Source organism: Salsipaludibacter albus (genome assembly GCF_019798055.1).
Taxonomy (GTDB): Bacteria; Actinomycetota; Nitriliruptoria; order Nitriliruptorales; family Nitriliruptoraceae; genus Salsipaludibacter; species Salsipaludibacter albus.
The window spans coordinates 304-14,134 of record NZ_JAHOPH010000042.1 but is presented as its reverse complement, the minus strand read 5'-3'; the positions used below and the strand labels follow the sequence as shown (position 1 = coordinate 14,134).

Below are 13,831 nucleotides of genomic sequence, written 5' to 3'. Positions count from 1 at the left end.
TGGTCCTGACCTGCTCGACGATGCCCACCCACTCACTGCGGGAGGTTGTCGTGAACGTAACCCGGCTCGCGGCCACCCCGCAGGGAACCCAGGAGGGTGACCAGCGCACGACGGGTCTCGTTGGGCTCGATGATCTCGTCCACGGAGCCCCGGCGAGCGGCCAGGTCGACCTGCATGGCCTCGCTCCGGTAGGCGTCGATCAGGTCGTCGCGGCGGCTTGGGTCCTCCTCGATCTGGCGGCGGAAGATGACGTCGGCGGCACCCTCGGCCCCCATCACCGCCAGTTCGGCATGTGGCCAGGCGAGCACCGCGTCGGCGCCCAGTGATCGCGAGTTCATCACGATGTAGGAACCGCCGAACGCCTTGCGCATGACGACGGTGACGCGCGGGACGGTCGCAGACGTGAAGGCGTGCAGGAGCTTGGCGCCCTTGCGGATCACGCCGTTGTACTCCTGTGCCGTGCCGGGCAGGAACCCCGGCACGTCGACCAGCACGACCAGCGGGATCCCGAACGCGTCGCAGAATCGCACGAACCGGGCCCCCTTCTCGGAGGCGGTGAGGTCGAGCACTCCGGCGAGCCACTTGGCCTGGTTGGCGACGATCCCGACCGTCTCGCCGTCGATGCGGGCGAAGCCGATCACCAGGTTGGGCGCCCACTTCGGCTGGACCTCGAGGAAGTCGCCGGCGTCGACCAGTCCGGCGATGACGTCACGGACGTCGTAGGGCACCCGACCCTCGGTCGGGACGACCTCGTCGAGGTCGACGTCGGCGGGCGGCTGGGCCGGCACGCTGGGCGTCGGGGCAGCCGCCGAGCGTGGCAGGAAGTCCAGCAGCCGCCGGGTCAGCGCGAAGGCCTCCTCGTCGTCCTGGACCACGAAGTGGCACACCCCGGAGCGACCGGCGTGGACCTCCGGACCACCGAGCCCCCGGGCGTCGACCTCCTCGCCGGTGACCGCCTTCACGACCCGCGGTCCGGTCAGGAACATGTAGGCCTCGTCGCTCATCACGACGAAGTCCATCAGGGCCGGCGAGTAGACGGCGCCGCCGGCGCACGGCCCGAGGATCAGCGCGATCTGGGGTACGCGACCCGACGCGGCGACGTTGGCCGAGAACACCTGGCCGTAGCCGTCGAGCGCGGCCACGCCCTCCTGGATGCGGGCGCCACCGGAGTCGTTGACGCCGACGACCGGCACGCCACCCTTGACCGCCTTGTGGATGGTGCGGGCGATCTTGTCGGCGTGGGCCTCCCCCAGCGAGCCGCCCAGCACCCGTCGGTCCTGGGCGTAGACGTTGACCGGGCGGGACCCGATCCGCCCGGTGCCCGCCACGACGCCGTCGGAGTCGGGGCGGCGCGTGTCCAGCCCGAACGCCGAGGCGCGGTGGCGTCGGCGTGAACCGAGCTCGAGGAAGCTGCCCTGGTCCAGGAGTCGTTCGAGTCGTGCCCGGGCGTTGTCACCGGCCTTGAGCGCCGCGGGGTCGACGGCGGGTGCCTCGGCGGCGGGGACGTCGCTCACGGGTGGGGCTCCTGGATCGGCAACGGGTCGGTGACGGGGGTGGGTCGTGGATGGTGGCTCAGGCGGTGAAGACCAGGCTGGCGTTCTGGCCGCCGAACCCGAACGAGTTGCTCATGACCGCACCCACCGGCTGCGACCTCGCCGCGTCGATGACGACGTCGGCGTCGATCTCGGGGTCGACGGTCGCGGTGTTGGCCGTGGCGGGCACGGTGTCCGTGGCGATGGACTGCAGGGCGAAGATCGCCTCCACGGCCCCGGCCGCGCCCAGCAGGTGGCCGGTCACGCCCTTGGTCGAGGCGAGCGCGGGACGGTGGTCGCCGAACACCTCGCGGACCGCCCTGGCCTCGGTCTTGTCGTTGAGCGGCGTGGACGTGCCGTGGGCGTTGATGTGGTCGATGTCACCGGGGTCGAACCCGGCATCGGCGAGCGCTCGCTGCATCGACAGGATCGCCCCGCCACCGTCCTCGGGCGGCGCGGTCATGTGGTGGGCGTCGGCGGACGCGCCCGCACCGACCAGCCGGCCGTGGATCGTCGCACCACGCGCCTCGGCATCGGCCGCGCGCTCGAGCACCACGATGCCGGCGCCCTCGCCCATCACGAACCCGTCACGATCGACGTCGAAGGGGCGGGAGGCCGAGCCGGGGTCGTCGTTCTTGGTCAGCGCACCCATCTGGGCGAACGCCGACATCGCCAGGCCCGTGATGCCGGCTTCCACACCACCGGCGATGACGAGGTCGGCCTGGCCCGACCGGATCAGGTCCCGGCCGATGTGCATCGCCGACGCACCGGCGGCGCAGGCCGTGTTGACGGTCATGTTCGGGCCACGAGCGCCACTGCGCATCGACAGGACACCCGCCGCCGTGTTGGACAGCATCTTGGGGATGAACATCGGGCTGACCCGGCGTGGCCCACGCTCGAGGTAGTTGGGGTACTCGCTGGCCCACGTCTCGGCCCCCCCGATCCCCGACCCGAGCAGCATGCCCACCCGGTCGCGGTCGACCTCGTCGACCAGGCCGCCGCCGAACGCGGCGTCGTCACCGTCAGCCAGCAGGCCGGCGTCGGCCAGGGCCTCCGCGGCGGCCACCATGGCGAGGTGGGTGTAGCGGTCGAGCCGCCGGCTGGTGCCACGGCCGAACTCGGCGTCCGGGTCGAACTCCGGTGCCTGGCAGACCAGGGTCACCGGGGTGTCGTCAGTGGTGAACGTCGGGTGCGGTGCGGCCGCCGACTTGGCCGACAGGATGCCCTGCCAGGCGTCGGCGACCCCGCGCCCGGCGGGGCAGATGATGCCGCGTCCGGTGATCACGACGTCGGTCATGGTGCCGTCCTTCGTGTCGGTCGGGATGGGCCCTCGGGGTTCGCGCGGGTCGGGTGACCCGACCCGGGTCACTCCTGCTTGCTGGCCGCGAGGTCGACGGCGTCGCCGACGGTCACGACGTCCTCGAGCTCGTCATCCTCCAGGGTGATGCCGGTCTTCTCCTCCAGGGCCAGGGTCAGGTCGACCACGTCGAGGGAGTCGAGACCGAGCCCCTCGAAGCTGGCGTCGCGGGTGACCTCGTCGGCGGGGATGTCGAAGTCCTCGGTCAGGATCTCGGTGAAGGTGGCCATGATGTCGTCGGACATGGAGATGCTCCTCAGGGGTTGGGATCGGGTCGGCGGCGGGGCCGCCGGGTGACAGGGTGGTGGTTGGGGTGGGTGGTCGTCGGTGGGTCAGGGGTGGTCGTTCGGCCGTCAGATCGCGGCACCGCCGTCGACGGGCAGCACCGCGCCGGTGATGGCGGCCGCGGCCGGCGAGGCCAGGAAGGCGACGGCGGCGGCGACCTCGTCGGCGTGGACGGCACGGCCGATCGGGGCGAGGTCGCGCAGGGCCTCCCGCGCGCCGTCACCCAGCTCGGCGGTCATCGCGGTGTCGACGAACCCGGGGGCGACCGCGTTGACGGTCACGCCCTTGCGCGCGACCTCGCGGGCCGTGGACTTGGTGAAGCCGATCAGCCCGGCCTTCGCGGCCGCGTAGAGGCTCTGGCCGGCGTTGCCACGCAGGGCCACGATCGACGAGATGTTGACGATCCGGCCGTAGCGGGCCCGCATCATCGGGCGCACGGCAGCCTTGGTGGTCAGCATGGCACCGCGCAGGTTGACCTGCAGGGTCCGGTCGATGCGGTCCGCGTCCAGCCGCAGCAGCAGGTCGTCGTCGGCGATGCCGGCGTTGTTGACCACCACGGCCAGGGTCCCGACGTCGGTCGCGGCCGCCACGGCAGCGGTGATGGACTCGGGGTCGCCCACGTCGACCTGGACGGCGGTCGCGTCGGCACAGTCGGCGGCGACCTCGTGGGCGGCGTCGGCGTTGCCCCGGTAGCCGACCAGCACGTGGTTGCCGTCGGCCGCGAGTGCACGACTGATCGCCGCCCCGATGCCGCCACTGCCCCCGGTCACGAGGGCGACGGGATCCTCGGGGGCGCCGTCGGGCCGGGGAGCCCCACTCATGCACCGCTCCAGGTCAGCAGGCACGACCCCCAGGTCAGGCCGGCCCCGAAGGCGGTCAGCAGGACCCGGTCGCCGGCGTGGAGCCGCCCGGCGTCGCGGGCGTGGGCCAGGGCCAGGGGGATCGAGGCGGCCGAGGTGTTGCCGTGCAGGTGGACGGTCGTGTGGCACCGCTCGGCCGGGATCCCGACCTTGGCGGCCACGGCGTCGAGGATCCGGAGGTTGGCCTGGTGGCCGACGAACAGGTCGATGTCGTCGGGGGTGAGGCCGGCGTCGCGGAGCACGGTCTGGGACGACGCGGTCATGTTGGCGACGGCGAAACGGTAGATCTCGCGGCCCCGCATCGTGAGGAAGTGGCGTCGCTCGCCGACGTTGTCGTCGGTGGTGGGCTCACGGGTCCCGCCGACCGGGGTGTACAGCGACGAGGGATCCGACCCGTCCGCGCCGAGGTCGAAGGGCCCCAGCGATCCGTCGTCGTCCATGCCCAGCACGACTGCACCGGCGCCGTCACCGAACAGCACGGCGACGTTGCGGTCACCGGGGTCGACGACGCGGGTCAGTGCCTCGGCGCCGATCAGCAGGACCGGACCGGTGCCCGTGGCGAGCAGGCCCGCGGCGGTGCGCAGGCCGTACAGGAAGCCCGAGCAGGCGGCGTTGACGTCGAGTGCCGGGACCAGCACGCCCAGGTTGTCGGCCACGATGGGGGCCACCGCCGAGATGGGGTAGTCGGGGGTCGTGGTCGCGACCAGGATCTGGCCGATGTCGCCCGCCTCGAGCCCGGCGTCGTCCAGTGCCCGGCGGGCCGCACGGGTGGCGAGGTCGGAGGTGGCGTCCTCGGGCGCGAGGCGGTGGCGCTGCTGGATGCCGGTCCGGGTCCGGATCCACTCGTCACTGGTGTCCAGCACCTCGGACAGGTCGTCGTTGGTGACGACCTCGTCGGGCAGGTAGTGGCCCAGGCCGAGCACGCCCATGGGCAGCGAGCCCGGGAGGCGGTCCGTGGACCTGGTGGCCGGTTCGGCGAGGGGGGATGCCATGTCGATCAGGCCCGTGCCAGCCAGAGGACGCCGTCGCCGGCCATGACGGGCTGGGTCAGGGCGGCCAGCGCGCCGGCGATGCGACCACCCTTGGGCGACCGGATCTCGATGTCGCGTCCGCCGGACTCCACGGTGGCGACGACGTCACCGGCGGTGACGTCGGTGCCCTCGTCGGCGAGGCGGCGGATGCGGCCGTCGACCGGGGCGGTCACGACGGTGCAGGACGGGATGGGGATCATGGTCCTTCTCCTGGTGGGGGTCTCAGGCGGGGCTGTGTTCGTGGGCGAGGTGCTCGACGACGGCGGTCACGTCGGCGGGCGACGCGACGCCGAGGCAGGTGACGTCCCGGATGGTGCGCTTGGCACACCCGGCGAGGATCCCGCCGGGGCCGCATTCGACGAGCAGGTCGACGTCGTGGGCCACCAGCGCGTGCTGGACGTCGACCCAGCGCACCGGTGCGAGGATCCCCTCGACCAGGCTGTCCGCGACGTCCCGGCCACGGGACCGCTCGCCCCCGTCGAGGCCGGACAGGAAGGTCGGGCCGGGATCGTGCAGGTCGGCCGCCTCCAGGACGTCACGGACCGGCGCGACCGCCGGGGCCATGGCCGCGGAGTGGAAGGCTCCCTCGACGTCCAGCATGCGGACGCGACCGCCGGCCTCCTCGGCCAGTTCGACGACCTGCTGGACCGCGGGTGGCGGTCCGGCCACGACGACCTGGCCGGGGGCGTTGTTGTTGGCCACGGCCGCGTCGGGAACTCGGTCGACCAGCTCGGCGACGACGTCCACGTCGAGACGCAGCACGGCCGCCATCGTCCCGGGGGACGCAGCGCAGGCCTCGCCCATGGCGCGCCCACGCTCCGTCACCAGCCGGGCTCCGCTGGCTCGGTCGAGCACGCCGGCGGCCGTGGCCGCGGTGACCTCGCCCAGGCTGTGACCGGCCACGACGTCGGGGTGGACGTCGGCGGCGGCCAGTGCGTCGAACGCCGCGAGCGAGGCGGCCATGATCGCGGGCTGGGCCAGCGCCGTGGACGCGGCGCACGCGTCGGCGTCGTCGGCCAGCGTGCGCAGGTCACCGTCGAAGGCCGATCCGACCTGGTCGAAGGCGTCACCGGCGGGGTCGTCGGCCCACACCGCGGCCATGTCTGGCCGCTGGGCGGCTGCCAGCGGTCCTCGTCCCCGGGATGGCGACTTGAACTTGACATCAGTGTCAATGTTGACACGCGTGTCAACAAGATGCAAGCCACCGGCCCCGACCAACGACCCCCGCACCCCCGGATCCGTGCGCCGGACCCCCCGACACGCAGGCGCAGGGGCCTGAACGAGACGCGCGCTCCCCGCGGTGCGGGGAGCGCGCGAAACGTCGATCGGTCGTGCTACTTGAGCTTGAAGCGCGCCGACAGGCTCGTGCCGTCGGTGAAGGACACGGTCACCGTCCAGCACGTGCCGGCCTGCTTCGGGGTCTGCCAGTTGTGGATGAACTGGCCGCCGGTGGCGTCCCAGCGCAGGCTGGTCCCCCCGGTCGCCGTGGCCTCGATGGCGTCCTCGGCGATGCCGGTCGTGCAGGAGGTGCGCGTGGCGCTGGTGCCGGTCACGACGTCGGTCGACGTCATCTCGACACCGTCACGGCCGAACAGCTCGAACTTCAGCGGCACGGTCGACCCACCCTTGACGGTGTTGACGACGGGGGCGGTGGCGGTGCCCATGTCCACGGGCTGGTGGAAGCCGGCCCGGGTGAAGCCGGTGACCCGCACGACGACGTTCGCGGTCGCGCGGTTGCCGGCGGCGTCGACGGCCGAGCACGTGACGGTCGTGTCACCGAACCCGAACACGCCGTCGGCCGGTCCGGTGCAGGTCACCGGAAGGTCGCCGCTGACCAGGTCGTGGGCGGTGCCCCCGACGGTCACGGTGGCGCCCCGTGGGCCGGTCGGCGCCGAGGTCAGCAGTGCGGGGACCTGGAGCACCGGTGCGGTGGTGTCGCGGACGAGGACCGCGAAGGACATGGTCGTGGTGTTGCCGGCGGCGTCGACGGCGTCGCACGACACCGTCGACGACCCCAGCGGGAAGGTCGCCCCGCTCGTCGCGTCGCAGGTGACGGCGACCGCGCCGTCCACCAGGTCGGAGGCGGACACGGACCAGGTGACGGGGGCTCCGTCGGGACCGGTCGCCTCGACCACGCGGTCGGGCGCGTCGATGGAGGGTCCGGTCGTGTCCACGACCTCGATGCGGACCGAGCCCGTCGCCGTGTTGCCACTGGCGTCCGTGGCGTGGCACGCCACCTCGGTCACGCCCAGGGCGAACACGCCGTCGGCCCGGTCACACGTGACCGCCAGGTCACCGTCGACGATGTCGACGGCGCTGGCCGCACCGAGCTGCACGGACGCACCGTCGGGGCCCTGTGCCTCCACGCGCTGGTCTGCGGGCAGGGTCAGTGCCGGCGCGGTCGTGTCGACGACGGTGATCGTCCACGAACCGGACGCCACGTTGCCGGCCGCATCCGTCGCCGAGCAGGTCACGACGTGCTCGCCCAGGGCGAGGAAGCCGTCGGCCACGTCACAGTCGACCTCGACGTCACCGTCGACCAGGTCGGTCGCGGTCGCACCGGGAAGGGTCACGTCCGCGCCACCGAGGGTGTCGCCCTCGACGGCACGGTCGGCGGGCAGTTCGAGGGTCGGCGCCGTCGTGTCGACCACGTGCACCGGGAAGGAGCCCTCGGTGGCGTTGCCGCTCGCGTCGGTGCTGGTGCAGGTCACGGTGGTCGAGCCCAGGGCGAAGCGGGATCCGGCGACCGGGTCGCAGGACGGGGTGACCGCGCCGTCGACGGTGTCGCCGGCGGACGCGGTCCAGTCGACGTCCGCGCCGTCCGGGCCGGTGGCCTCGGTGATGACCTCGGCGGGCAGGACCTGGACGGGGGCGGTCGTGTCGGCGACACGCACGACGGCGGTCACCGAGCCCTCGTTGCCCCGGGTGTCCGTTGCGGTGCAGGTGACCGTGGTGTCCCCCAGCGCGAACGTGGTGCCCGAGGGTGGCACGCAGGTCACGGGCCGGGTGCCGTCGACCAGGTCGCTGGCCGTGGGTGACGTGAAGGTGACGAGGGCGCCGGCGGGTCCGGTGGCCTCGACGGTGCCGACGACCGGCGCGCCGGACAGGACCGGGGCGGTGGTGTCGACCACGGTGACCCGGAACGAGCCGGTGGCGGTGTTGCCCGCGGCGTCGGTCGCCCGGCAGGTGACCGTGCTCTCCCCGAGTGCGAACGTCGAACCCGACGTCGGCAGGCAGGTCACGGCCGGGGACGCGGGTGCCGTGTCGGTGGCGGTCGCCGTCCACGACACGCTGGCACCGGCCGGGCCGGTCGCCTCGACCACGCGGTCGGCGGGCAGCAGCAGGGTCGGCGGCGTGGTGTCACAGGACACCACGGACGCGGTGACCGGCAGGTCCACGGACTTCGTCGGGCCGTCCCCGACGGTGTCCGCCTGGTAGCTGATCGTGGACGACACGGTGCCGGCGGCGCCCGCCGTCAGGGTCACCGAGGACGTGACGGCCGGCGTCATCGTGCCGTCGGCAGCGGCCGACCAGTTGGTGGGGATCCGGATCGTGCCGACCGTGGCCGACGCGGCGAGTGGCGCCACCACGGACGTCCGCGTGACGGCGACCGACGCGCCGTCGGGGTAGCGGTTGCCGTTGCCGGCACCGCCCTTCTTGCTGATCGCCAGGGCGACGGGCTTGGTGGTCGTGGAGCCCACGCACACGGTGCCGAAGTCCAGCGACTTCGCGGCCACCGGGGTGAGCCCGTCCCCGTCGGCGACCAGGTCGTCGGCGGCGGCCAGGGTGGAGGTGGCGAGCACCAGGCAGACGGCGGCGGCGACGAGTCGCGCCGGACGTCCGATGGCGTGACGCCGTCGATCGAGTCGTGGGTCGGTCATGGTCGTGGAGTCCCCTCGTGGTCGCGACGGCGGGACCCGGGCGGGCCCGGATCGTGCCGGTCGCGGTGAGACACCAGTGGACCCCGGAGGGCTTCACCCCCGCCATGCCGAGATCCGGTAGATCCCCTGCTCAGGGCCGGGAAACCCGTCTACCGGGACCCGGTAGAGCGGGACGGAGGTCCGGGGTCCCCCGGGACGCACGGCGGTACGGTCCCACCCTCGGGGCAGTCGGTCCGACCCTCGGCGGTGGGATCGGCACGGACGTGGGGAGTCGACGATGGTGACGGCCGTGTTCGCGGCAGTGCTGGTCAACCTCGTGCTGTTCGGCACCCTGGCGACCTGGGCGGTGCTGGCCGCCCGGCGCGAGGAGTCGGACCGGATCCGCCCGTTGCTGTGGGTCATGGCGGCCGTCGCGACCGCCTTCGTCCTGTCGGCCCTGACCCGCCTGCTGCTGGTCGCCGCCCGGCTGGAGCTGGTGCCGGGCCGGGTCGACGCCCTGGTCGGCTCGGAGTGGGTGTTCGTGCAGGCCCTGCTGGCCTCGGCACTCGGCGTGACGGCCTGGCTGGTCCTGCGCCGGGTCGGGGGCTCGCTGGCGCGTGCCGACCGCGTGGCGAGCACGCTGTCGGAGCGACTGGTGGACGGCGGCGGCATGGACGAACTGGACCTCACCCGGCGCGAGCGCGAGGTCGTGGACCTGCTGGTGCAGGGCGTGATGAGCGATCGGGACATCGCCGACCAGTTGGTGATCTCCCCTGCCACCGCCGGCACGCACGTCCGCAACGTGCTGCGCAAGGCCGACCTCCACGACCGGCGCGAGCTGGCCCTGCTGGCGCTGTCGAGTCGCGACTGACCGCGGCCCGGGCGCGCTACTGCAGCGAGACCGAGCGGTGCTCGTCGGCGCCGATCTGCTCCGCGATGCGGTCCATGGCGGCGGTCGTGACCTCGTCGTCCAGTGACAGCGCGATCACGGCGCGGTCGTCGTCGAGTCGTCCGACCTGCGCGGAGGCGATGTTCACGCCCTCCTCACCCAGGATCGTCCCGACCGTGCCCATGACGCCGGGACGGTCGCGGTAGCGGAAGAACGCCATCCGCTCGGCGGGCTCGACGTCCAGGGCGGTGTTCCACACCTCGACGAAGCGCAGCCGGCCGCTCGAGGGCAGGACCGTGCCGGCCACCTGCACCTCGCGGCCCTCCCGGTCGGTGCCCGACACGCGCAACAGCGACAGGTACAGCGGCGACTGCGTGTCGGTGGTCTCGCGCAGGTGCAGGCCACGTTCACGGGCGATCGCCGGCGCATTGACGAAGGTCACGGGCTGGGTCGCCCCGGAGCCGAGCAGGCCCTTCAGGACGCTCAGCCCGACGACGGTCGTGTCCACCTCCGCGAGCCCGCCGAGGTACTCGATCGCGACCTCGCGACCCAGGCCGCCCGACAGCCCACCGAACAGCCGCCCGAGCACCTCGCCCAGTTCCAGGTAGCCCTGGAACCGGGTGTCGATCGGGCCACCCGCGACGTTGACGGCGCTCGGGACGAACTGGCCGTCCAGGGCGAGGTTGACCGACTCCGCGACCTGGACGCCGGCCTTGTCCTGGGCCTCGGCCGTCGAGGCGCCGAGGTGGGGTGTCACCACGACGTTGTCGAGGGCGAACAGGGGTGAATCGGTGGTCGGCTCGGTGTCGAACACGTCGACCGCGGCCCCGGCCAGCACCTCGTCGGACAACGCGGCGGCCAGGTCCTCCTCGACGACGATCCCCCCGCGGGCGACGTTCACCACGAAGGCGCTGGGCTTCATCATGGCCAGCCTGCGGGCGTCGATCAGTCCGACCGTGTCGGCGTTGCGCGGCAGGTGGATCGTGACCACGTCCGCGACCGCGAGGACCTCCTCGACCGTGTCCAGCAGGGTCACCCCGACCTGCTCGGCGCGCACCGGGGTCACGAACGGGTCGTAGGCGACCAGGTCCATCCCGAAGGCGGCACACCGTTCTGCCACCAGGCTGCCGATGCGACCCAGGCCGAGGATGCCCAGGGTCTTGCCGTGCAGCTCGGTGCCCTTCCAGCGCGACCGCTCCCAGCGACCGGCGGTCAGCGCGCGGTGTGCCTGGGGGATGTTGCGTGCCAGGGACGCGATCATCGCGACCGTGTGCTCGGCCGCCGAGATCACGTTGGAGGTCGGCGCGTTGCAGACGATGACACCGGCCTCCGTGGCCGCGTCGATGTCGACGTTGTCCAGTCCGACGCCGGCACGCCCGATCACCTTCAGCCGGGTGGCCGCGGCGATGACGTCGGCGTCGATGGTCGTGGCGGAGCGCACCACGATCGCGTCGTAGTCCGCCACGTCGGCGAGCAGCTCGTCCTTGCTGCGCCCGGTGCGGACGTCGACGTCGTGGTGGTCCGACAGGGCGGTGACGCCGGCGTCGGCGAGCTGGTCGGCTACGAGGATGCGCACGGCACGGCCTTTGGCACGGGCATGTGGTGGAGGTGGATGGTGGGCCCCCGGAGGCCACCGGCGGTGGGCGGGGACGCGGGCACGGAGCGTACGCCGCTGACCGGCAGCACATCGACGCGGCCCGGGGCCTCGACGCCCCGGGGAGCGGCTCAGTCGGGGCCGTCCGTGGCCCCGCCTCGGACGTCGGTGACGGTCGGCAGCCCGCCACCCGACGGCTGGTCGAGCGTGTTGATCATCATGGGCGTCGCCTTGGCGACGTAGTCGAGCACCGCCGCGACGGCGTCGTCGGGCCAGTCGCGCGCCCGCACCGCAGCAGCCATGTGGGTCGCCCACCGGCGCGCTCCGTCCCGTGTGACCGAGAACGGCGCATGGCGCATGCGCAGGCGGGGGTGGCCGTGCAGGGACGAGTAGACGTCACCGGCACCGAAGTACTGGGCGAGGAACAGGGCGAGGTGGGTCTTGCCGGGCTCGAGCTCGTCGGGGTAGACGGCGCGCAGGGGCGGGTCCTCCGCGACGCGGTCGTAGAAGTCGTCGACCAGTTGGCGGAACGCATCGACCCCGCCGACGGCCTCGGCGACGTTGAACGGTGGCTGCACGGGCGATCCTTCGAGGATGGACCTGTCCGTCGACGGTAGCGGTGGACACCCCGACATCCGATGCGCGATGGCCGGACGACGCCGCGCGCTGGACGGGCCGACTCCTAGACTTCCCGGACATGGACCCCTCGACGACCGACACCACCCCGCAGGACGGTCACGACGACGTCGCGACGCCGTCACCGCGGGACCCGATCGCCTCGACGTCCGGCGCCACCACCCCACCCGGCAGCGTCGCGATGGTGGACCGCGACGCCGCGCTGGAACTGCTGGTCAGCCAGCTCCGCCGGGCCTGGAGCTCGTTCGACCAGCCCCGCCCGGCCGAGCCCAGCCTGCCCGACGACCTCCTCGAGCGGTTCACCGCGCCACTGCCCGACGACGGCTCGTCGGGCGCCGACGCCATGGCCGACGCGGCCCGCGCCCTGGACGCCTCGGTGTCGCCGTCGCGACCCCTGTTCGTCGCCTACATCGGCTCGACCGGGCTGGAGGCCGGGGTGCTGGCCGAGGCGCTGCGAGCGGCCTACGACGTGAACATGGCGGCGTCGGCGGGAGCGGTGGAGCACATCGCCACCCAGGCCATGCGCTGGATGGCGACGTTCGTCGGCTTCCCCGTCGCCGACGGCGTCTTCACGTCCGGTGGCATGACCTCGAACCTGACCGCGTTGCTGGCCGCGCGCGAGCACGCCCTGCCGGGGTCGCGCCGCGACGGGGTCGTCCCCGGTTCGGCCGCGGTGTACGTGTCGGCCGAGGCCCACCACTCGGTGATCCGGGCCGTCGAGGTCTGTGGACTCGGCAGCGCCTGCATCCGAACCGTGGAGATCGACGACCACCGCAGGATGCGCGTCGACCTGTTGGAGGACGCGCTCGCACGGGACCGGGCCGACGGCATCGTCCCCGTGGCCGTGGTGGCGACCGCCGGGACGACGCTGACCGGGGCCGTCGACCCGCTCGACGCGATCGCCGACGCGTGCGGGCGACACGACGTGTGGCTGCACGTGGACGGTGCCTACGGCGCACCGGCGGCCGGCGCCCCGTCACGGCGTGCCCTGTTCGCCGGGCTGGACCGGGCCGACTCCCTGACGATCGACGCACACAAGTGGATGGGCGTGCAGAAGTCGTGCTCGCTGGTCCTGGTCTCACGACCCGGCGCGCTCGAGGCTGCCTTCCGCCACGCCGAGTCCTACCTCCCCCACGACCAGGACGCCTCCCACCACGTCGACCGCACGCTTGAGTACTCGCGGCCGGTGCGGTCGCTCAAGCTGTGGCTGGCACTCCGCACGCACGGTGCGGACCAGTTCCGTCGCTGGCTGGACCACACCGTCGCGCTGGCCGAGGACCTGGCGAATCGCCTGCGCACGTCGGACGACTTCGAGCTGCTGGTCGACCCCCAGCTGACCACGCTGTGCCTGCGCCACGTGCCGGCCGAGAGTGCCGACTGGACCGACCGGGAGCTCGACGACCACAACGCGCTGCTGGCCCGGGCGGTGCTCGCGGACGGGCGGGTCTACCTGGCGCCCGCCGTGCTCGACGGCCGGGTGTGCATCCGCCTGACGCTGGTCAACTTCCGGACCACGCACCATGACCTGGACCTGCTCCTCGAGACGATCCGGGACTGCGCCGCCAGTCTCTGATCGCACCGGTCCGTGCCGCGGCGCCAGTCCGTGCCGTGGCGCCGGACGCGCGCCGTCACAGGGAGCGCTCGAACAGGGCCACGTCGAGCCAGCGCTCGAACTTGCGACCGGCCTCGGTCAGCACGCCGCGCTGGACGAACCCGTGCCGCTCGTGGAACGCCACGCTGGCGTCGTTGGGCAACGCGATGACCGCGAAGGCACGGTGGGCACCCCG

13 protein-coding genes are annotated in these 13,831 nt (G+C 73.0%); 2 read left to right on the top strand and 11 right to left on the bottom strand.

The annotated features are described in order from the left end of the window. Positions 1 to 32 precede the first annotated feature (32 nt). From KR546_RS17220 to KR546_RS17185, 8 genes are all read right to left on the bottom strand, one after another. On the bottom strand, positions 33 to 1,514 hold the full coding sequence (locus tag KR546_RS17220; RefSeq protein WP_238445956.1) for an acyl-CoA carboxylase subunit beta: 1,482 nt from the start codon (positions 1,512 to 1,514) through the stop codon (positions 33 to 35). Positions 1,515 to 1,572: 58 nt separating this feature from the next. After that, positions 1,573 to 2,829 (bottom strand): beta-ketoacyl-[acyl-carrier-protein] synthase family protein, encoded by a 1,257-nt coding sequence (locus KR546_RS17215; protein WP_238445955.1) that lies wholly within the window; start codon positions 2,827 to 2,829, stop codon positions 1,573 to 1,575. Between the two features lie 68 nt (positions 2,830 to 2,897). After that, positions 2,898 to 3,134 carry an acyl carrier protein gene (locus KR546_RS17210; RefSeq protein WP_238445954.1) on the bottom strand — a complete coding sequence of 79 codons (237 nt, stop codon included), beginning with the start codon at positions 3,132 to 3,134 and terminating at the stop codon, positions 2,898 to 2,900. Positions 3,135 to 3,242: 108 nt separating this feature from the next. Then, complete coding sequence (fabG, locus tag KR546_RS17205) at positions 3,243 to 3,995, bottom strand: 3-oxoacyl-ACP reductase FabG (protein WP_238445953.1); 753 nt, start codon at positions 3,993 to 3,995, stop codon at positions 3,243 to 3,245. Beyond that, complete coding sequence (locus tag KR546_RS17200) at positions 3,992 to 5,026, bottom strand: beta-ketoacyl-ACP synthase III (RefSeq protein ID WP_238445952.1); 1,035 nt, start codon at positions 5,024 to 5,026, stop codon at positions 3,992 to 3,994. Before KR546_RS17200 ends, fabG begins: the two co-directional genes overlap by 4 nt. A 5-nt stretch (positions 5,027 to 5,031) precedes the next feature. Then, positions 5,032 to 5,265, bottom strand: coding sequence for a biotin/lipoyl attachment domain-containing protein (locus tag KR546_RS17195; protein WP_238445951.1), 234 nt, complete (start codon positions 5,263 to 5,265; stop codon positions 5,032 to 5,034). Between the two features lie 22 nt (positions 5,266 to 5,287). Next, the gene (locus tag KR546_RS17190) at positions 5,288 to 6,166 is read right to left on the bottom strand and encodes an ACP S-malonyltransferase (protein WP_238445950.1); all 879 of its coding nucleotides are present in this window, start codon (positions 6,164 to 6,166) and stop codon (positions 5,288 to 5,290) included. A gap of 233 nt (positions 6,167 to 6,399) precedes the next feature. Further along, the gene (locus tag KR546_RS17185) at positions 6,400 to 8,946 is read right to left on the bottom strand and encodes an HYR domain-containing protein (RefSeq protein WP_238445949.1); all 2,547 of its coding nucleotides are present in this window, start codon (positions 8,944 to 8,946) and stop codon (positions 6,400 to 6,402) included. 277 nt (positions 8,947 to 9,223) lie between these two features. On the opposite strand from KR546_RS17185, the gene KR546_RS17180 reads away from it, so the two are divergent. Continuing rightward, complete coding sequence (locus KR546_RS17180; protein ID WP_238445948.1) at positions 9,224 to 9,796, top strand: helix-turn-helix transcriptional regulator; 573 nt, start codon at positions 9,224 to 9,226, stop codon at positions 9,794 to 9,796. A 16-nt stretch (positions 9,797 to 9,812) separates the two neighbouring features. On the opposite strand, the gene serA is transcribed toward KR546_RS17180, so the two are convergent. Further along, the gene (gene serA / locus KR546_RS17175; RefSeq protein WP_238445947.1) at positions 9,813 to 11,390 is read right to left on the bottom strand and encodes a phosphoglycerate dehydrogenase; all 1,578 of its coding nucleotides are present in this window, start codon (positions 11,388 to 11,390) and stop codon (positions 9,813 to 9,815) included. 149 nt (positions 11,391 to 11,539) lie between these two features. After that, positions 11,540 to 11,986 carry a globin domain-containing protein gene (locus KR546_RS17170; RefSeq protein ID WP_238445946.1) on the bottom strand — a complete coding sequence of 149 codons (447 nt, stop codon included), beginning with the start codon at positions 11,984 to 11,986 and terminating at the stop codon, positions 11,540 to 11,542. A gap of 41 nt (positions 11,987 to 12,027) precedes the next feature. On the opposite strand from KR546_RS17170, the gene KR546_RS17165 reads away from it, so the two are divergent. Further along, entirely contained in the window at positions 12,028 to 13,617 is a 1,590-nt protein-coding gene (locus KR546_RS17165) for a pyridoxal phosphate-dependent decarboxylase family protein (protein ID WP_238445945.1), read from the top strand. Positions 13,618 to 13,672: 55 nt separating this feature from the next. Here KR546_RS17165 and KR546_RS19975 read toward each other — a convergent pair. After that, positions 13,673 to 13,831: GNAT family N-acetyltransferase (locus KR546_RS19975; RefSeq protein WP_420804262.1), on the bottom strand; the 159-nt coding region annotated here is incomplete at its 5' end.